The 19,418-nt window shown below is 74.5% G+C and carries 13 protein-coding genes; 7 read left to right on the top strand and 6 right to left on the bottom strand.

The annotated features are described in order from the left end of the window. Positions 1–137: 137 nt before the first annotated feature. The 4 genes from metX to N866_RS09135 all read left to right on the top strand — a co-directional run bounded on the left by metX (position 138) and on the right by N866_RS09135 (position 4,193). Positions 138–1,274 carry a homoserine O-acetyltransferase MetX gene (metX, locus tag N866_RS09150; protein WP_034225533.1) on the top strand — a complete coding sequence of 379 codons (1,137 nt, stop codon included), beginning with the start codon at positions 138–140 and terminating at the stop codon, positions 1,272–1,274. A 109-nt stretch (positions 1,275–1,383) separates the two neighbouring features. Then, positions 1,384–2,094, top strand: a complete 711-nt coding sequence (locus N866_RS09145) for a maleylpyruvate isomerase N-terminal domain-containing protein (protein WP_034225522.1) — start codon at positions 1,384–1,386, stop codon at positions 2,092–2,094. Between the two features lie 39 nt (positions 2,095–2,133). Next, positions 2,134–3,105, top strand: a complete 972-nt coding sequence (locus tag N866_RS09140; RefSeq protein WP_034225531.1) for a zinc-binding dehydrogenase — start codon at positions 2,134–2,136, stop codon at positions 3,103–3,105. Next, positions 3,105–4,193 carry an alpha/beta hydrolase gene (locus N866_RS09135; RefSeq protein ID WP_081802490.1) on the top strand — a complete coding sequence of 363 codons (1,089 nt, stop codon included), beginning with the start codon at positions 3,105–3,107 and terminating at the stop codon, positions 4,191–4,193. The genes N866_RS09140 and N866_RS09135 overlap by 1 nt, the downstream gene beginning before the upstream one ends. A gap of 51 nt (positions 4,194–4,244) precedes the next feature. Here the strand turns inward: N866_RS09135 and N866_RS19850 are convergent, their stop codons facing one another. Then, the gene (locus N866_RS19850; RefSeq protein WP_052022722.1) at positions 4,245–5,372 is read right to left on the bottom strand and encodes a restriction system modified-DNA reader domain-containing protein; all 1,128 of its coding nucleotides are present in this window, start codon (positions 5,370–5,372) and stop codon (positions 4,245–4,247) included. 210 nt (positions 5,373–5,582) lie between these two features. Continuing rightward, entirely contained in the window at positions 5,583–8,546 is a 2,964-nt protein-coding gene (locus N866_RS09125) for an FAD-binding and (Fe-S)-binding domain-containing protein (RefSeq protein WP_034225520.1), read from the bottom strand. A gap of 194 nt (positions 8,547–8,740) precedes the next feature. Between N866_RS09125 and N866_RS09120 the strand changes: the two genes are divergently transcribed. Next, positions 8,741–9,946 (top strand): zinc-dependent alcohol dehydrogenase, encoded by a 1,206-nt coding sequence (locus N866_RS09120; RefSeq protein WP_034225518.1) that lies wholly within the window; start codon positions 8,741–8,743, stop codon positions 9,944–9,946. An 80-nt stretch (positions 9,947–10,026) separates the two neighbouring features. Here the strand turns inward: N866_RS09120 and N866_RS09115 are convergent, their stop codons facing one another. The 3 genes from N866_RS09115 to ppdK form a co-directional block, all read right to left on the bottom strand. Next, complete coding sequence (locus tag N866_RS09115) at positions 10,027–10,464, bottom strand: OsmC family peroxiredoxin (RefSeq protein WP_034225516.1); 438 nt, start codon at positions 10,462–10,464, stop codon at positions 10,027–10,029. Between the two features lie 148 nt (positions 10,465–10,612). After that, on the bottom strand, positions 10,613–11,617 hold the full coding sequence (locus tag N866_RS09110) for a DUF368 domain-containing protein (protein WP_245612468.1): 1,005 nt from the start codon (positions 11,615–11,617) through the stop codon (positions 10,613–10,615). Positions 11,618–11,735: 118 nt separating this feature from the next. After that, complete coding sequence (ppdK, locus tag N866_RS09105) at positions 11,736–14,456, bottom strand: pyruvate, phosphate dikinase (RefSeq protein ID WP_034225514.1); 2,721 nt, start codon at positions 14,454–14,456, stop codon at positions 11,736–11,738. A gap of 274 nt (positions 14,457–14,730) precedes the next feature. On the opposite strand from ppdK, the gene N866_RS09100 reads away from it, so the two are divergent. Together N866_RS09100 and N866_RS09095 are read left to right on the top strand one after the other, a co-directional pair. After that, entirely contained in the window at positions 14,731–17,274 is a 2,544-nt protein-coding gene (locus tag N866_RS09100) for a sodium-translocating pyrophosphatase (protein ID WP_081802489.1), read from the top strand. Further along, positions 17,271–18,344, top strand: coding sequence for a glycosyltransferase family protein (locus tag N866_RS09095; protein ID WP_034225512.1), 1,074 nt, complete (start codon positions 17,271–17,273; stop codon positions 18,342–18,344). The genes N866_RS09100 and N866_RS09095 overlap by 4 nt, the downstream gene beginning before the upstream one ends. Positions 18,345–18,374: 30 nt before the next feature. Here the strand turns inward: N866_RS09095 and N866_RS09090 are convergent, their stop codons facing one another. Continuing rightward, positions 18,375–19,229 carry an SDR family NAD(P)-dependent oxidoreductase gene (locus N866_RS09090; protein WP_034225510.1) on the bottom strand — a complete coding sequence of 285 codons (855 nt, stop codon included), beginning with the start codon at positions 19,227–19,229 and terminating at the stop codon, positions 18,375–18,377. Positions 19,230–19,418 lie beyond the last annotated feature (189 nt).

Here is a 19,418-nt window from a genome sequence, read left to right as displayed (position 1 = left end):
CGCAGGCCGCGCGCCCGAGCGCGCCCCCCGGTGCGCACGACGTGGACACCCCGGGCCGACGTCGCGCGAGCGACGTAGGTTGGCGCGTCGTGCAGACCGCGACGACGACGACGGGCACCCGCCCGCGCCGCGAGCCCGTGTGGGCCGACGGCGCGCCGGTGCCCGCCAGTGCGGCGTGGCGGGAGGGGGACCCGCTCGGGGACCGGCAGCTGCTGTCGATCGGGCCGCTCACGCTCGAGGGCGGCGAGACGCTGCCGGACGTGACGATCGCCTACGAGACCTGGGGGACGCTCTCCCCCACCGGTGACAACGCCGTGCTCGTCCTGCACGCGCTGACCGGGGACTCGCACGTCCTCGGCCCCGCCGGGCCGGGTCACCCCACGGCGGGCTGGTGGGACACGCTCGTCGGCCCCGGGTGCCCCATCGACACCGACCGGTACTTCGTCGTCGCGCCCAACGTCCTCGGCGGCTGCCAGGGCACGACGGGCCCGGCGACGAACGCCCCCGACGGCCGGCCCTGGGGCGGGCGGTTCCCGTTCGTCACGACGCGCGACCAGGTGCGCGCCGAGATCGCGCTGGCGGACGCGCTGGGCGTCGAGAGCTGGGCGTTCGTCGTCGGCGCCTCGATGGGTGGCATGCGGGTGCTCGAGTGGGCCGTCACGGCCCCGGAGCGGGTCCGCGCGCTCGGCGCGATCGCCACCACGGCGCAGACCACCGCCGACCAGATCGCCTGGGCGCACCCGCAGCTCGAGGCGATCCGCAGCGACCCGGGCTGGCACGGCGGCGACTACTACGACCTGCCGGAGGGCCAGGGCCCGCACGTCGGGCTGGGCATCGCCCGCCAGATCGCGCACACCACCTACCGGGCGGCCGTCGAGCTCGACGAGCGGTTCGGCCGGACGCCGCAGGGCGCCGAGGAGCCGCTGGGCGGGGGCGGGCGGTACGCCGTCCAGTCCTACCTCGACCACCACGCCGGCAAGCTCGCCCGGCGGTTCGACGCGAACTCCTACCTCGTGCTCACCGAGTCGATGCTGTCCCACGACGTCGGCCGCGACCGCGGTGGGGTCGAGGCCGCGCTGGGCACGGTGACCGCCCGGGCGCTCGTCGTCGCCGTCGACTCCGACCGCCTCTACCTGCCGGAGCAGTCCGACCGCGTCGCCGCCGCGCTGCCCGGCGCCGACGGGACGCACCTCATCCGCTCCGACTACGGGCACGACGGCTTCCTCATCGAGTTCGACCAGCTCGGCCCGCTGGTCCGGGAGTTCCTGGGCTGACGTCGGCCTGACATCGGCCTCGGATCGGAGCGACCCCCGCACCGCACGGTCCGGTCGCGGCGGGCACCTGGCCCTGCGGTCGGGCACACCCCTCCCTACGATGCGAGGCATGGCCACCGACCTCGCGACGACCGACCGTCTCCTGCGTGCGCAGTGGCTGCGGCTGCGGGAGTGGCTCGACCAGCTCGACGACGACGCGACGGCGGCCCCGAGCGTCCTGCCGGGCTGGACGGTCGCCGAGCTCGTCGCCCACGTCGGCCGGGTGATGGACGCCGTGGCGGTGACCCAGCCCGCCGACGAGGATGCGCACCCGGTCGGCCTCGGCCCCTACCTCGCCCTGGCCGCGGAGCGCGCGGAGCGCATCGACGCGATCACGCGGCAGCTCGCCCAGGAGATCGCGGCGGACCCGCTGGCGGCGCTGGACCGCCACGCCGAGGACGCCTTCGCCCAGCTCCACGACCTGCGAGCGCTGGCCCCGGACCCCGTCGTCCGCACGCGCGTCGCGGAGATCCGCCTGTCGGACCTCGTGCTCAGCCGCCTGCTCGAGCTCGTCGTCCACGGCGACGACCTGGACCGGTCGCTGCCGGAGCAGCCCGGCGACGTCGTCCTCGACGAGGCGCTGGAGGTCGTCTCGGACGCGCTCCTGGCGATCGTCACGGGACGCGGCGGCTGGGACCTGGAGGTCGTCGAGCCGCGCGCCTGGGTGCGGCTGGCCTGCGGCCGGACGCCCCGCGACGCCGACACCATCGGGGCCGCGCTGCGACCCCGGTACACCTCCGACTCGACGCCGGACCTCAGCGGGATGCTGCCCCTCGTCTGACGGCCGCGAGGGCGAGCGCCTACGGTGGCCGACATGACCATGCTCGCCGCCGTCGCCGCCCGCACCAGCCAGGACGACCCGTTGTCCGGCCTCGAGATGCGCCGGGTCGACCGGCCGGACGCCGCCGCGCTGCCGCCGCACTGGTCCGTCGTCGACGTCCGCGCCGCGAGCCTGAACCACCACGACCTGTGGTCCCTGCGCGGTGTGGGCCTGCCGGACGAGGCGCTGCCGATGGTGCTGGGCTGCGACGCGGCGGGCGTGACGGCGGACGGCCGGGAGGTCGTGGTGCACGCCGTCGTCGGGGCGACGGGCCACGGCGTGGGCCCGGGCGAACGCCGTTCGCTGCTGTCCGAGCGGTACCCGGGGACGCTCGCCGAGCAGGTCGCCGTGCCCACCTGGAACCTGGTGCCGAAGCCCGCGGAGCTGAGCTTCGAGGAGGCCGCGTGCCTGCCGACGGCGTGGCTCACCGCCTACCGGATGCTCTTCACCAGCGCGCGCCTCGCCCCCGGGGACCGGGTCCTCGTGCAAGGGGCCGGCGGCGGGGTCGCGTCGGCCGCCGTCCAGCTCGGGGCCGCCGCCGGGCTGGAGGTGGCCGTGACGAGCCGGGACGCGGGCAAGCGGGAGCGGGCGCTGACGATGGGCGCCGCCGTCGCCGTCGAGCCCGGGGCCCGGCTGCCGTTCCGCGCCGACGCCGTGCTGGAGACCGTCGGTGCGGCGACGTGGAGCCACTCGGTGCGCTCGGTCCGGCCCGGCGGGACGATCGTCGTCGCGGGCGCGACCTCGGGCGACCCCGCCCCCATGGAGCTGACCCGGATCTTCTTCACGGAGATCTCCGTGCTCGGGGCGACGATGGGCGACAAGGAGGACCTCGAGGCGCTGCTGCGGATGCTCGTCCGCACCGGCGTCCGGCCCACCGTCGACACGAGCGTGCCGCTGGAGCGCGCGCCCGACGGCTTCGCCCGGCTCGCCTCCGGCGAGCAGGTCGGCAAGGTCGTCGTCACCGTCGGGTGATGGCGACCGACGACGGCGCCGCGCCCGGCGCACCGGACCGCGCCTGGGCACCCCCGGCGCCCGACGAGGGCTGGGTGCCCGACGTGCTCGGCCCCGACTTCCAGGCCCGCACCCTGGCGCTCACGGACGACGACGAGGGCGAGGTCGTCGCGACGCTCGTGCGCCACCGGCCGGCGGAGCCCGAGCCGACCCGCCCCGCGCGGGCCGTCCTGTACCTGCACGGGTGGAACGACTACTTCTTCCAGGTCGGCCTCGCGCAGTTCTGGCACGGCCAGGGCGCCGCCTTCTACGCCCTCGACCTGCGCAAGTACGGCCGGAGCCTGCGCCCGCACCACACCCCCAACCACGTCGAGGACCTCGCCACCTACGACGAGGAGATCGGCCTGGCGCTGGACGAGGTGCGGGCGGAGCTGGGCCGCCACGCCCGCGTCACCCTCATGGGGCACAGCACGGGTGGGCTCGTCGCGGCGCTGTGGGCGGACCGGAACCCGGGCCGGCTCGCCGGGCTGGTCCTCAACAGCCCCTGGCTGGAGATCACCGGCTCCTCGGTCGCCCGTCTGCTCAGCGCCCCGGTCGTCCAGCAGATCGCGCGCCTGCACCCCCGGACCCCCATGATCGCCCGCGACCCGGGCTTCTACGCCCGGACGCTCCTGACGCGCCACGGCGGGGAGTGGGAGTACGACGAGACGTGGCGGCCGTTCCCGTTCTTCCCCATCCGCGCCGGCTGGCTCCAGGCGATCCTGGAGGGGCACGCGCGCGTCGCCCGCGGCCTCGCGGTCGACACGCCCGTCCTCATGGCGGCGTCGGCCCGCAGCGTCGTCGGCTCGCGCTGGCGGGAGGAGATGCGGTCCGCGGACGTCGTCCTCGACGCCGACCTCCTGGCGCGGCGCGCCGTGCTGCTCGGCCCGCTCGTGACGGTCCTCCGCGTCGACGGCGGTCTGCACGACCTGACGCTGTCGCCCGAGCCGGTCCGCGGCCGCTTCTACGCCGAGGTCACGCGGTGGCTCAGCGCCTACGGGTGGTCAGGACCGACCGTGCCGACGACGACGCCCACTCCCGCCGCACCTACCACGCCCCCCTCGGCCTGACGGCCGGGGTCAGGAGGCCGTTCCCGACGCGGACGTGGTCGGGGACGGTCCTCAGCGGCGGGCGCCGTCGAGCTGGGACCCGCGCAGCAGGTCGCCGAGGCTCGGCCCGTCGTCGTGACCCACCCGCCACACCGACCAGCCGTCGACGACGGTCCCGCCGGAGGCGAACGCCGCCGCCCGGTCCGGGTCGCCGAACCGCCGGCCGCGCGTCTCCACGACGCCGTCCGGGTGCAGGACCGCGTCGTACCGCTCGCCCCGCCGGCGCCGCACCCACACGAGACGACCCGGCCCGTCGAGCCGGGAGGCGATCTCGACCAGACGGGGGTCGGGACCCTGGCGCCGGTGCTCGCCCGTCGCCGGCGAGCCTGCGGACGCCCCCGGCACGACCGCGATGGGGTGGTTCACCGGGACCGGACCGGTCGCGGGCACGACGCGCGGGACCTGGGCGGTCGCCACGGCGAAGCTCGGGGCCACCACGGTGGGTCGGGGCCGCGGAGGGGCGGTCTCGGCAGCGGGCTCCGCCCGGCGGTCGCGGCGGCGGGCCGGGAGGTCGTCGGGGGCCAGACCCGCGGCGGCGTGCAGCGGGACGGACCGGTCCACGGGCACGACGTCCACCAGCCGTCCGCCCGACGGGTCCGCGGTGACCCGGACCCGCAGGACCTCGACGTGGTGGCCGGGCTGGACGAGGAACTCCAGCAGGTCGTCGACGTCGGGGGCGATCTCGGTGCACACGACGAGGAGCCGGGCACCGCCGCCGGTCGAGGGGCGCACCAGGGACGACGGGGACACGGTGCGCCGGAACGCCTCGAGGTGGGGGCCGAAGCTCGGGGCGCCCCCGCCGTAGGCGGCGGCGAGCTGGTCGCTCGACATCTTCGCCGCGCGGCCCGCGTAGGTGAGCGCGCGCACGCAGGCGTCCCGGTCCAGCCGGCCGACCACCTCCACGACCACGGGCCGGCCCGAGGCGTCCACGGCCAGCAGGTGCGGCTCGTCGGCGCCGGGCGTGCGGGTCCGCACCGGCAGGAGGTGCTCGCCGAGCAGCGCGTCGAGCTGGTCCCCCACGTCGGCCCGCGTGTGCCGCGTCGACGACTCCGGCGGCAGGGCGACCTGGCGCGCACCGTTCTGGGACGGCAGGGCGGCCAGGGGGAACCCGTGACCGGGGGTCAGCGCGTGCGAGGTCACCGGACACCTCTGCGGTCGGGGGCGGGGCGGTGCCCAGCGTAGGGGTTCGGACATAGCGGGCGATATGCCTTCCGCCGGACGGACCCGGACCTCACCCGTCCGAAGGACGGTCGGGGGCGTCGGGGCTGCCCCTCCGACGGATTGGCGGGGCGCATCAGGCCGGGCGCATCAACCCGGGTGCATCAGGCCGGGCGCATCAGGCCGGGCGCGTCAGGCCTGCGGGCGTGGGCCCAGGCGCTCGGCGAGCAGCTGCGCCAGGTGGACCCCGGCCGCCCCCGCGAGCTGGTCGGCCTGGGTCCGGCAGGAGAACCCGTCGGCGAGCAGCACCGTCCCGGGCGTGAGGTCCCGCAGCGCGGGCAGCAGGGCGCGCTCGGCGACCGCCACGGAGACGTCGTAGTGCCCCTTCTCCATGCCGAAGTTCCCGGCGAGACCGCAGCAGCCGGCCAGCGCGCGCACGTGGGCACCGGCGTCCTGGAGCAGCGCGAGGTCCTGCTGGTAGCCCATGACCGAGTGGTGGTGGCAGTGCGGCTGGGCGAGCACCTCGACGCCGTCGAGCCGGGGTGGCACCCAGCCGTCCGGCCCGACCGGGGCGGGCGCGGTGAGCAGCTCGGCGAGGGTGCGCGTGGCCCGGGCGACGGCGGCGGCCCGCGGGTCGTCCGGCAGCAGGTCGAGCAGGTCCGACCGCAGCACCGCCGTGCACGACGGCTCGACACCCACGATGGGGATGCCGTTGACCGCGTACGGGCCGAGCACCGCCAGGAGGTCGGTGAGGCGGCGCCGCGCCCCGTCGAGCTGCCCGGTGCTGATCCAGGTGAGCCCGCAGCAGGCCGGCTGGTCCGGGACGATCACCTCGTACCCCGCGTCCCGCAGCACGGCGATCATCGCGCGCGGCACGTCGGGGTCGAAGCCGTCGGAGAACGAGTCCGACCAGAGCACGACGCGGCGCGCCACGTCGACGCCGCCGGTCGCGTGCGACGACGTCGCGGCCGTGGTCGCCTCGCCGACCCCCTGGTTCCGGTGGGTGCGGCCGGTCCGCGACTCCTGCGCCCACCAGGCCCGGAACGGCACCTCCGCGAACCGCGGGATGCTGCGCCGGGTGTCCATGCCGCCGAGCGCGAGGACCAGCTGGGCGATGGGACGCACGCCCAGCACGGCGTTCGCCGGCCGCGCCAGCCGCAGACGCCCGACGAGGGCCGACCACCGCGGCAGCCAGCCCAGGGCGTAGTGGTTCACCGGCCGCAGCCGCCCCTGGTACGTCCGGTGCAGCACCTCGGCCTTGTACTGCGCCATGTCCACCCCGGCGGGGCAGTCGCTCGAGCAGGCCTTGCAGGACAGGCACAGGTCGAGGGCCTCGTGCACCTCCTTCGAGCGCCACCCGTCGCCGACGACGGACCCGTTGGCCATCTCCTGGAGCACGCGGGCCCGACCGCGGGTGGAGTCCTTCTCGTCGCGGGTGGCCAGGTAGGAGGGGCACATGAAGCCGCCCGCCGCGGAGGAGTCCGCGCGGCACTTGCCGACCCCGACGCAGCGGTGCACGGCCGTGGTGAAGTCGCCGTCGTCGTGGGCGAAGGCGAAGCCGGTGGCGCGCGGCAGCGGTGCGGCGTGCGGCCGGCGCAGGTCCGCGTCGATCGGCCGCGGCGCGACGACGACGCCCGGGTTGAGCACGTCGGCCGGGTCGAAGAGGTGCTTGACCTGGGCGAACGCGTCCAGCGCGGCCGGGGTGTACATGAGGCTCAGGAGCTCGCCGCGCGCCCGGCCGTCGCCGTGCTCGCCGGAGAGCGACCCGCCGTAGGAGGTGACGAGCTGCGCGGCCTCGGTCATGAACGCGCGGAACCCCGGAACGTCGTCGGCCCGTTCCAGGGGCACGTCGAGGCGGACGTGGATGCAGCCGTCCCCGAAGTGCCCGTACGGCAGGCCGTCGACGCCGTGCCGGGCCATGAGCGCGTCGAAGTCGCGCAGGTAGGCGCCGAGCCGCTCCGGCGGCACCGCGGCGTCCTCCCAGCCGGGCCACGCCTGCGCGCCCGACGGCGTGCGTCCGCCCAGGCCCGCGCCGTCGGCCCGGATCTGCCACAGGGACGCCGCCTCCGGACCCGCCGGCACGACCTGCGCCGAGACCGCGGCCGCGTCGGCGACCATCGCCCGGGCGCGGTCCAGCGCCTCCTCGCGCGTCGCCCCGCCCATCTCGACCATGAGCCACCCGGCACCCTCGGGCAGCGCGGGGACGTGCGCCTCGCCCTTGTGCCGGCGCACGACGTCCACGAGGCGGGCGTCCAGGCCCTCGATCGCGAGGGGCTCGTGCGCCAGGAGCGCCGGCACCGCGTCGGCGGCGCTCGGCATGTCCGCGTAGCCGAGGACGACGAGCACCGCGGCGTCGGCGATCGGGACGAGCCGGACGGTCGCCCCGAGGAGCGTGACGAGCGTGCCCTCCGTGCCGACGAGGAATTTGGCCAGGTCGGCGCCGCGCTCGGGCAGCAGGTGCTCCAGGGAGTACCCGGACACCTGGCGCCCGAAGCGTCCGAACTCGGTGCGGATGGTCTGCAGGTTCGCCGTCACGAGCCCGGCGAGGCCGGGGACCGGGTCCAGGGCGCCGCTGCCCGCGCCCGCCGTGAACCGGCGCCCGTGGCCGTCGACGACGTCCAGGGCGACCACGTTGTCCGCGGTGCGGCCGTAGGCGACGGCGTGCGGGCCGCACGCGTTGTTGCCGATCATCCCGCCGAGGGTCGCGCGGTTCTGCGTGGAGGGGTCCGGCCCGAAGCGCAGGCCGTGGGGGCGGGCGGCCGCCTGGAGCGCGCTCATGACCACGCCGGGCTCGACGACGGCGGTGCGCGTCTCGGGGTCGATCTCGCGGACGGCCGTGAGGTGCCGGGAGGTGTCGACGACGATCCCGGGCCCGATCGCGTTGCCCGCCACGGACGTGCCGCCCCCACGCAGGGTGAGCGCGCTGCCCGTCCGGCGGGCGACCTCGGACACGGCGAGCAGGTCGTCGGTGTCCCGGGGGAAGACGACGACCTGGGGGACGACCCGGTAGTTGGAGGCGTCCGTGGAGTACTCGGCCCGGCGCCGGGTCGCGTCGTCCACCTCCCCGCCGACGGCGCGCCGCAGCTCGTGGACCAGGTCGGCGGCCGAGACGGCGGCCGGCGTCTGCGGGCTCGGGGGGACGGCGGTCGTGGCCACGCGCCGATCCTGCCACGCACCTGCTGGGACCTCGCCGGGGCGACCGCGCTGCGGACCCCGGGCGGCACGCGGCCCTGCCCGTCCCGGGGTGCGGGACGACCGCGACCGGGTGAGCCTGGGTCGGCGGGCCCGACGGCCCGCGCCCGGGACGCCGTCGTCGGCGGCGCCCCGCCGTCCCACCACTGGAGGACCCCGTGCGCGCACTGACCTGGCAGGGCACCGAGAAGCTGAGCGTCGAGACCGTGCCGGACCCGACGATCGTGGAACCCACCGACGCCGTCATCCGCGTCACGTCGACGGCCATCTGCGGCTCGGACCTGCACCTGTACTCGACGCTGGGGATGTTCCTGGAGTCCGGCGACGTCCTGGGGCACGAGCCGATGGGCATCGTCGAGGAGGTCGGGCCCCAGGTCACGGGCCTGTCCCCCGGCGACCGCGTCGTCGTGCCCTTCGTCATCGCGTGCGGGTCGTGCTTCATGTGCTCGCGCGGCCTGTCGACCCAGTGCGAGACCACCCAGAACCGGCACGCGAGCAAGGGCGCCTCGCTCTTCGGCTACACGACCCTCTACGGGCACGTCGCGGGCGGGCAGGCCGAGTACCTGCGCGTCCCCCAGGCGCAGTTCGGGCCGGTGAAGGTCCCCGACGACGGCTCGCCCGACGAGCGCTGGCTGTACCTGTCCGACGTCGTCCCGACCGCCTGGCAGGCCGTGCAGTACGCCGACGTCCAGCCCGGCGGTGACGTCGCGGTCATCGGGCTGGGACCGATCGGGCAGATGGCGGCGCGCATCGCGGCGCACGTCGGGGCGGCCCGGGTCTTCGGCGTCGACCTCGTGCCCGAGCGGCTGGAGATGGCTCGGCGGCACGGCATCGAGACGATCGACCTGCGCGACGTCGACGACGTGCCCGCCGCGCTGCGCGACCTCACCGACGGCCGGGGTCCGGCGTCGGTGATCGACGCGGTCGGCATGGAGGCGCACGGGTCGCCCGTGGCCGAGACGGCCATGAAGGCCGCGGCGTTCCTGCCGGACGCGATCGGCCGGAAGATGATCGACAAGGCCGGGATCGACCGCCTCGCGGCGCTCTACACGGCCATCTCCTCGGTGCGCCGCGGCGGCACCCTCTCGCTGTCCGGCGTCTACGGCGGCTCCGCGGACCCGCTGCCGATGATGGAGCTGTTCGACAAGCAGGTCACCGTCCGGATGGGCCAGGCGAACGTGCGGACCTGGATCGACGACGTGCTGCCGCTCGTGGCGCGCGACGACGACCCGCTGGGCGTGCTGGACCTGCGCACGCACCGCGCCTCGCTCGAGGACGCGCCGGCCATGTACGAGACGTTCCAGAAGAAGGAGGACGGCTGCATCAAGGTCGTCCTGGACCCGGCACTGCCGAAGGCCGGCTGACCGCGGCGGCTCCGACGGCACCGCCGGCACGACGACGCCCCGCCCGGACGAGCGTCCGGGCGGGGCGTCGCGGCGGTCGCTCAGGCCAGCGAGGCGTCCAGCGTGATGGTCGTCCCGGCCAGGGCCTTGCTCACCGGGCAGGTCTGCTTGGCCTTCTCGGCCGTCGCGAGGAACGTCTGCTCGTCGACGCCGTCCACCTCCGCCGTCAGGGTGAGGCGGATGCTGTCGATGACCAGGCCGCCCTCCCCGTCGGGGTTGACGGACACGTCGGCCTGCACCTCGGCGGACTGCAGGGTGCCGCCCTCCTTGCCCAGCAGACCGGAGAGCTGCATCGCGAAGCAGGACGAGTGGGCCGCCGCGATGAGCTCCTCGGGGCTCGTCACGCCCTCGGGCGAGTCCGCCACCCGTCGCGGGAAGGACACGGAGAAGGTGCCGACCTTGGAGCTCGTGAGCTCCACCTGGCCGGAGCCGTCCTGCAGGGAGCCGTTCCAGGCGGTGCGGGCGGTGCGCGTGGTCATGAGGCCTCCGGGTGCTGTGGTGCGGCGGTCAGGGACGGGGTCCGGGCCGGCGGCTGCCGGCACGGGGCCCTCCTCGACGCTAACCAGCGCCGCGGGCCGGGGCATTCCGAGGCGTCCGGCTGGCGTCCGGCTGGCGCCCGGCTGCCGCTCAGGTCGTGGCGTCCTCCGGAGCCCGGTGCTGCGGCGCCGCGGCGCGCGCCTGGATGCGGTGCTCCACCAGCATGAGCGCCAGGACGATCGCGACGCCGACGGCGAACAGCCCGACGACGGCGCCCACCGACTCCCCCGGGGGCAGGAGACCGCGGTCCTCGTCCTGCCACGGCCACAGCGCCCGCAGCGACCCGGCCATGAGGCCCGTCATGACGACGAGCGTGACGCGGTGCCGGTGCTCGAGCAGCCACTGCAGGCCCGACACGAACACGGACAGCCCGAAGATCGCGCCGAGCACGAAGATCCCCAGGTACGCGAGGTCGCGGTCGTTCACGGCCGCCAGCGTGGGCTGGTACAGGCCGAGGGTCAGCAGGAGGAAGGACCCCGAGATCCCGGGGAGCACGAGGGCGCAGATCGCGATCGCCGCCGCGCCGAACACCACCAGTGCCGACGGGTCCTGCTCGGCCGCCGGCGGGATGCTCGTGAGGAAGAACGCGGCCGCCGCGGCGAGGCCGGCGACGCCGACCTCCCGCAGCGTCCAGCGACCGCCGACCATCCGGGCGGGCACGGCGAGCGAGGCGACGATCAGCCCGGCGAACAGCGCGCGGAGCTGCACCGGGTACTCCTCGAGCAGCGGCTCCAGGACGGCCGCGCCGGCGAGGACGGCGAGCAGCATGCCGATGCCGATGGGCAGCACGGCGTCCCAGCGGACCTCGCGCGCGTGGTGCCGGGACCGGCCGCGGTCCACCCGGCCCAGGAGCGACCCCACCAGGGTCACGGCCGCACGGACGAGATGGCCCGCGGAGCGGATGAGCGTCTCGTAGACCCCGACGATGAGGGCGATGGTGCCGCCGGAGACGCCGGGCACGACCTCGGCGGCGCCGATGAGGGCGCCACGGCCGAGCAGGCCCAACCGGTCCAGCCAGCCGCGCGGGGCGGCGTGGTGCGGGGCGAGCGGCGCGGCGGCGTCGTCGATGGTCTGGGCGGGCCTGTCGTCGGTCACGCGAGGAGCGTACTGAGGCCGTGCACGACGACGGGCCGGGTCGGCAGCCCGGTGGTGCTGCCGACCCGGCCCTGGTCGTGGCCGTCCTGGTGGCCTCCCTGGGACCACCCTCAGGCGGTCAGCGGGAGTCGCTCCCTGCGGCGCTGACCGCCGCCCGGCCTGCCTCGAGCCGCGCGACGGGGATGCGGAACGGCGAGCAGCTCACGTAGTCCAGGCCCACCTCGTGGAAGAAGTGGATGGACTCCGGGTCGCCGCCGTGCTCGCCGCAGACGCCGAGCACGATGTCGGGACGCTCCGAGCGTCCCTCCTCCACGGCGATCCGCACGAGCCGGCCGACACCGCGGCGGTCGATCGTCTCGAACGGCGACACCGAGATGACGCCGCGCTCGGTGTACTCGGCGAAGAACGCACCCTCCACGTCGTCGCGCGAGAAGCCCCACGTCGTCTGCGTCAGGTCGTTGGTGCCGAAGGAGAAGAACTCCGCGGCCTGCGCCATCCGGTCGGCCGTGAGCGCCGCGCGCGGCAGCTCGATCATGGCGCCGATGGGGATGCGCAGCGCGACGCCCTGCTCCGCGGCGACGGCGGCGAGGATCGCCTCCGCCTCGTCGCGCACGAGGTGCAGCTCCATCACGGACGCCGCGAGCGGCACCATGATCTCCGCGTGGGGGCGGGCGCCCTCGTGCAGCAGCGCCGCCGCGGCCTCGGCGACCGCGCGGATCTGCAGGGCGAAGAGCCCCGGCACGACGATGCCGAGCCGGACGCCGCGCAGACCGAGCATCGGGTTGGCCTCGTGCATCCGCTTGACCGCGACCAGGAGCACCCGGTCCCGCTCGACGTCGGGCCCGCTCGCCCCGCGCTCGGCGTCGAGGGCCACCTTGACCGACAGCTCCGTGAGGTCCGGCAGGAACTCGTGCAGCGGCGGGTCGATGAGGCGGATCGTCGTCGGGCGGCCGTCCATCTCGCGGAGGATCTCGATGAAGTCCGCCCGCTGGAGCGGCAGGAGCGCGTCGAGGGCGGCCTGCCGCTCGGCGTCGTCCTGGGCCACGATGAGCCGCTCGATGAGCACGCGCCGGTCGCCGAGGAACATGTGCTCCGTGCGGCACAGGCCGATGCCCTGGGCCCCCCACAGCCGGGCGCGGTGGGCGTCGCCCGGGGTGTCCGCGTTGGCGTGCACCCGCAGGCGGCGGACCGTGTCGGCGTGGCTGAGGATCCGGTCGACGGCCTTGACCAGCTCACGCGTCTCGTCGTCGGCCGCCTGGTCCAGCGCGACGTCCAGGCCGTCCTCGAGGTACTGGACGACCGGCGACGGCACGACGGGCACCTCGCCGAGGAAGATCTCCCCGCTGGAGCCGTCGATCGCGATGACCTCGCCCTCCTTGACGACGCGCTTGCCCACCCGCATGACCCGCGCCACGACGTCGACGTCGAGCTTCTCCGCGCCGACGACGCACGTGGTCCCCATGCCGCGGGCGACGACGGCCGCGTGGGACGTCTTGCCGCCGCGCGAGGTGAGGACGCCGACGGCGGCGATCATGCCGCCGAGGTCGTCGGGGTTCGTCTCGCGCCGCACGAGGATGACGTCCTTGCCCTCGGCCGCCCAGGCCTGGGCGGTGGCGGAGTCGAACACCGCCATGCCCACCGCGGCGCCCGGCGAGGCGGCCATGCCGGTCGCCAGGAGCGTGCGGCCGTCGGCGGCGGCGTCGAACTGGGGGAACATCAGCTTGCTCAGCTGCGCCCCGGTGACCCGGTCCAGCGCCTCGTCCATGGTGATGAGGTGCTCGTCGACGAGCTGCGTCGCGATGCGGAACGCCGCGCCGGCGGTGCGCTTGCCGACGCGCGTCTGGAGCATCCAGAGCTTGCCGCGCTCGATGGTGAACTCGATGTCGCACAGGTCGCGGTAGTGGGTCTCCAGGCGACGCATCGCCTGCCGGAGCTCGGCGTACGACGTCGGGTCGAGCTGCTCGAGGTCCGCGAGCGTGAGGGTGTTGCGGATGCCGGCGACGACGTCCTCGCCCTGCGCGTTCGGCAGGTAGTCGCCGTAGACGCCCGAGTGGCCGGTGGAGGGGTCGCGGGTGAAGCACACGCCCGTGCCGGAGGTCGTGCCGAGGTTGCCGAACACCATGGAGACGACGTTGACGGCCGTGCCCAGGTCGTGCGGGATCCGCTCGCGACGGCGGTACAGGCGCGCCCGGTCGGTGTTCCAGGAGTTGAAGACCGCCGTGATCGCCAGGTCGAGCTGCTCGCGCGGGTGCTGCGGGAACTCGCGGCCGGACTGCTCCCGGACGATGTCCTTGAACGTGCCGGTGAGCTCCTGCAGGTCCGCGGCGGTGAGATCCGTGTCGCCGCTGACGCCGCGCGCGACCTTGAGGTCGTCCAGCGCGCCGGAGAACAGGGCACCGTCGATGTCCAGGACGGTCTTGCCGAACATCTGGATGAGCCGGCGGTAGGAGTCCCACGCGAAGCGCTCGTCGTCGGAGAACTTCGCCAGGCCCTGGACGCTCGCGTCGTTGAGGCCGATGTTCAGGACGGTCTCCATCATGCCCGGCATGGAGAACTTGGCGCCCGAGCGCACGGAGACGAGCAGCGGGTCGTAGGGGTCGCCGAGGTTGCGCCCGATGGCGTCCTCGAGGCGGCGCACCGCCATGGTCACCTCGACCCGGAGCTCGGGCGGGAGCTGGCCGTCGGCCATGAAGGCGCGGCAGGCCTCGGTCGTGATCGTGAAGCCGGGGGGGACCGGGAGGCCCAGGCGGGTCATCTCGGCGAGGTTGGCGCCCTTCCCCCCGAGCAGATCCTTGAGGTCCTTGTTCCCCTCGCTGAAGTCGTAGACGTACTTCGCCACCGGAGGTCCTCTTCTCGTGCCGGACGACGGCCTCGTTGCCGTCGTCAGGCCTCCAGCGTGCAACCCGCGCCCGGCCTCGTCCGGGGACCAAGGGCCCGATTTCTCACGGCCTCGAACGGCACAGGCGGCGCACGGGGGATGACCTCTCGCGCCTGCGCCGGAGGTCCCAGGGAGCGCTTCCAGCCCGCACCTAGCGTGGAAGTGCGCGACACACCGACGGGTCGATGGACCGGGACCAGGGCTGGCCCGCCGGACTTCATGCGAGAGGGACGTCATGGTCCACGACTGGGTGGGTCAGCTGGCGGGGGCGCTCGACGTCCCCGCCGTGCGCGCCGTCACCGCCGAGGCAGGCGGCGACGGCGCGCACGGCGGGGAGGTGAGCCTGGTCCTGCCGGACCTGTCCGGGGTGACGGTCCTGGGCGGGATGTCGGGTCGCACGCTCCTGCTCCTCGGTCTGGCCGTCTGCGGCCTGGGCCTCGGGTTCGGGCTGCTGGTGTACCTCCAGCTGCGCCGGCTGCCGGTGCACCGCTCGATGAGCGACGTCGCGGACCTCATCTGGTCGACCTGCAAGACGTACCTCACCCAGCAGGGCCGGTTCCTGCTCGTGCTGTGGGGCTTCATCGCCGCGGTGATCGTCACCTACTACGGGGTCCTCGTCGGGCTGCCGTGGGGCCGGGTCGCCGTCGTCATCGCCTTCAGCCTCGTCGGCATGGCGGGCTCGTACTCGGTCGCCTGGTTCGGCATCCGGGTCAACACCCTGGCCAACTCCCGCACGGCGTTCGCCTCCCTGGGCGGCAAGCCCCTGCCGGTGCACCAGATCCCGATGCGGTCGGGCATGTCGATCGGCATGGTGCTCATCAGCCTCGAGCTGCTGATCATGCTGATCATCCTGCTGTTCCTCCCGGCCGACCTCGCGGGCGCGTGCTTCATCGGCTTCGCGATCGGCGAGTCGCTCGGCGCGGCGGCCCTGCGCATCGCCGGCGGCATCTTCACCAAGATCGCTGACATCGGCTCCGACCTCATGAAGATCGCGTTCAAGATCAAGGAGGACGACGCCCGCAACCCCGGCGTCATCGCGGACTGCACCGGTGACAACGCGGGCGACTCGGTCGGCCCGAGCGCCGACGGCTTCGAGACCTACGGCGTCACCGGCGTCGCGCTCATCACGTTCGTGCTGCTCGGCGTGGGCGACCCGGCCGTCCAGGCCGCCCTCCTGGTGTGGATCTTCGTCGTGCGGGCCGTCATGGTCGTGGCGTCCGCGCTGTCCTACCTCGCGAACGACGCGTGGACCCGCGCGCGCTACACGGGCGCGGACCGGATGAACTTCGAGACGCCGCTGACCACGCTCGTGTGGCTCACGTCCGTCGTGTCGATGGCCGCCACCTACCTCACGACGTGGGCGGTCCTGGCGCCGAGCACCACCGACGGCCTGTGGTGGAAGCTCGCGTCGATCATCAGCTGCGGCACCCTCGCGGGCGCCCTCATCCCCGAGCTCGTCAAGGTCTTCACCTCCACGCACAGCAAGCACGTCCGCGAGGTCGTCAAGAGCTCCCGCCAGGGCGGCGCGTCGCTGACGATCCTGTCCGGCCTCGTCGCCGGCAACTTCTCCGCGTTCTGGCTGGGCACCTCCATCGTCGGCCTCATGGGCGCGGCGTTCCTCATCAGCGGCCTGGGGCTCGAGGCGATCATGGTCGCCCCGGCGATCTTCGCCTTCGGCCTCGTCGCCTTCGGCTTCCTCAGCATGGGGCCCGTCACGATCGCCGTGGACTCCTACGGCCCGGTCACGGACAACGCGCAGAGCGTCTACGAGCTGTCCACGATCGAGGAGGTCGAGGGCATCGACGAGGAGATGCGGCGGGAGCACGGCGTGGACCCGCAGTGGACCAAGGCCAAGCTCATGCTCGAGGAGAACGACGGCGCCGGGAACACCTTCAAGGCGACCGCCAAGCCCGTCCTCATCGGCACCGCCGTCGTCGGGGCGACCACCATGATCTTCTCGATCGTCATGGCCCTGACCGACTCCCTCACCACGGGGCTGGAGAACCTCTCCCTCCTGCACGCCCCGCTGCTGCTCGGCCTCATCACCGGCGGCGCCGTCATCTACTGGTTCACCGGCGCGTCGATCCAGGCCGTCACCACGGGTGCCTACCGCGCGGTCGAGTTCATCCGCACCACGATCCGCCTCGACGGCGTGACCCGGGCCAGCGAGGCGGACTCGCGCCGCGTCGTGGAGATCTGCACGCAGTACGCGCAGCAGGGCATGCTCACCATGTTCCTCGGCGTGTTCTTCCTGACCCTGTCCTTCGCGTTCGTCGAGCCGTTCTTCTTCATCGGCTACCTCGTCTCGATCGCCGTGTTCGGGCTCTACCAGGCGATCTTCATGGCGAACGCCGGCGGCGCCTGGGACAACGCCAAGAAGATCGTCGAGGTCGACCTGCACGCCAAGGGCACGGCCCTGCACGACGCGACGATCGTCGGCGACACCGTCGGCGACCCGTACAAGGACACGTCGTCGGTGGCGCTGAACCCGGTCATCAAGTTCACGACCCTGTTCGGGCTGCTGGCCGTGGAGCTCGCGGTGAGCCTCACCGCGCAGGGCCGGCAGACCCTCGTCACCACCCTCGCGGCGGTGTTCTTCGCGGTGGCCCTGTTCTTCGTGCACCGCTCCTTCTACGGCATGCGGATCCGGACGTCCCTGGAGGACGAGCCGGAGCCCGCGGGCGGCCCGGCGCCGGAGCCACGGACCAGCCGGGACGCCCCGTCCCCCACCACGACGTCCTCGGCCCTGGCCGAGCAGGGAGCCGGTGAGCAGCGATGAGGCTCGCGATCAAGTACGACTCGGCCGTCGTCGACCCCGACGGCGTCGTCACGGGGCACGACGCGGGCGCGACGCTCGTCCGCCGTCTGCTCCGGGTCTTCCCCGGCGCGGAGATCGTGGGCAGCGGCCCGCGCCGCTACCGGGACCTCGACGTCCTGCCGCTGGAGTTCGTCGACGCGGCGGACACCGTGGTCCTCGACATGGACGTCACGGACTCCCTCGCCGTGTGGCAGACGCTGCGCCGCAGCCACCCCGAGCCGCGGCTCATGAACTTCGTGTGGTTCAGCACGTCGCAGATGCGCCACCCCGTGGAGCGCGCGACGCTGGCGCTGTCCTGCGCGAGCTTCCCGACCTTCGCCAACTCCGAGCGGACGGCGAGCGAGGTCCGGGAGATCGTCAACTTCTGGACGGTGCCGCAGCTGGCCGAGAAGGCCCGCATCGCCTGGGTCAACCTCGGCATCCGGCTGGAGCACGTCCAGCCGCGGGCCGCGACCGACGAGCCGGTGGTCCTGTACCCCGCGATCTACCTGTCGGAGCGCAAGAACCCGCGGCTGTTCCTCGACGTGGTCGAGCGCATCGCGCGCCGCACCCCGATCCGGGTCGAGGCGCGGCTGCACGAGTCGCACCTCATCTCCGAGCAGGCCATGCGGCTGTCGCGGCAGCGCTGGGCCTGGGTCGGGCCGCTGACCGCCACCCGCGAGGACTACTGGCACGCGCTCGCGCGCACGACGGCGTTCCTGGCGACCGCGGTCGAGGAGTCCTACGGCCTGGAGTACGTCGAGGCGCTCGTCGCCGGGGCGGTCGGGATCTTCCCCGACCGGCCGTGGGTCCACGCGCTCCTGCCGGCGGGCTACCCGTTCCTGTACCGGACGCCGGAGGAGGCGGAGGACATGCTGCTGCGGGCGGTCACCGACCCGGCGGCCTGCCTGGCCCGGATGGACGCCGCCTGCGGTGGCGACTTCCAGGGCTGGCTGCGCGCACGGCACGACGACGACCTGTTCGAGCGGGCCATCGCCGACCGGGTGCACGAGTGGTTCGGCGACGTCCCGGCGGTCGTGCCCGGGGGGTGACGGGACGGTGACCCACCGCAGGGGGCCGGGTCACCCCCTCATCGGGTCGTGCGGGCCGTAGGTCAGCACGGCCAGCCGACGGGAGTCGGTGACGAGCACGTCGTAGGCGTGCGCCTCGAGGCTGTGGGGCGTGTCCGTGTCCGCGCGCAGGAACCGGCCGGACAGCGCGTCGAGGTCGCCGTCCCCGACCGCCACCAGGAGGTCCACGCTCGCCTCCACCGGTGTCCACTCCTCCCGGTCCTTGTGGAACGGCATGGACGTGGCCATGTCGGTCCGCACGACACCGGGGGCCAGGTCGAACACGCGGACGCCCCGGTCGCGGAACTGCGCGTCGACGAGCGTCGTCAGGCGCGCGAGCGCGCCCTTGCTGATGCCGTAGCCCGTGTACTCCCGCGCCGCCTTGTAGGCCGACCCGGAGTTGATGTTGACGATGCGGCCGCTGCCGCGCGCGACCATCGCGCCCAGGAAGGCCTGGGTCACGACCAGCGGGCCGCGGACGTTCACCTCGACGACCCGCCAGGTCTCCTCCACGTCGGTCTCGAGCAGGTCGCCCTCGGTGCGCTCGATGACCCCGGCGTTGTTGACGAGCAGACCCACCCCGCCGAGGTCGGCGAACGCCTCCTCCACGGTCCGCGCGGCCGCGCGCACGGCCGCGGTGTCCGTGAGCTCCACGGGGACGACGACGGTCCGCGGGGCCTCCCGCCCCGCCTCGGCGGCCGCGGCCGCGACGGCGTCCGCGACCTCCTGCAGGTGCTCGGGGGTGCGGCCCAGCAGCGCGACGGCGTAGCCGCGCTCGGCCAGGCCCAGGGCGAGCCCACGGCCGATGCCGCGGCCGGCGCCCGTGACGACGACGGTTCGGGGTGCGGAGATGCGGGGTGCGTTCATGACCCCATCGTGCCCGCCGCGACGGCACCCGTCCGCTCTTTCCGGGCCGGCGGGGCCCGGGCGCCCGCACCCGGGCCCGACGTCCCTGGCGGTGGTGGCCGTCCCGGGCGGACGCTGGAGGTGTGAGGCGGTCGGTGCCCACGCCGGCGTGGCGGGTGCTGCTGCTCGGCCTCGCGCTCGCGGTCGGGG

The organism is Actinotalea ferrariae CF5-4 (genome assembly GCF_000603945.1).
GTDB lineage: Bacteria > Actinomycetota > Actinomycetes > Actinomycetales > Cellulomonadaceae > Actinotalea > Actinotalea ferrariae.
The sequence above is the reverse complement of the archived record's forward strand: the minus strand, read 5'-3'. Positions and strand labels throughout refer to the sequence as shown.

Coding starts and splice junctions, on each gene's coding strand:
- N866_RS09115 (WP_034225516.1), bottom strand. CDS start 10,464: ATGACCACGCGCACCGCCCGCACCGCCTGGAACGGCTCCCTGCAGGAC.
- N866_RS09135 (WP_081802490.1), top strand. CDS start 3,105: ATGGCGACCGACGACGGCGCCGCGCCCGGCGCACCGGACCGCGCCTGG.
- N866_RS09140 (WP_034225531.1), top strand. CDS start 2,134: ATGCTCGCCGCCGTCGCCGCCCGCACCAGCCAGGACGACCCGTTGTCC.
- N866_RS09095 (WP_034225512.1), top strand. CDS start 17,271: ATGAGGCTCGCGATCAAGTACGACTCGGCCGTCGTCGACCCCGACGGC.
- N866_RS09145 (WP_034225522.1), top strand. CDS start 1,384: ATGGCCACCGACCTCGCGACGACCGACCGTCTCCTGCGTGCGCAGTGG.
- N866_RS09090 (WP_034225510.1), bottom strand. CDS start 19,229: ATGAACGCACCCCGCATCTCCGCACCCCGAACCGTCGTCGTCACGGGC.
- N866_RS09100 (WP_081802489.1), top strand. CDS start 14,731: ATGGTCCACGACTGGGTGGGTCAGCTGGCGGGGGCGCTCGACGTCCCC.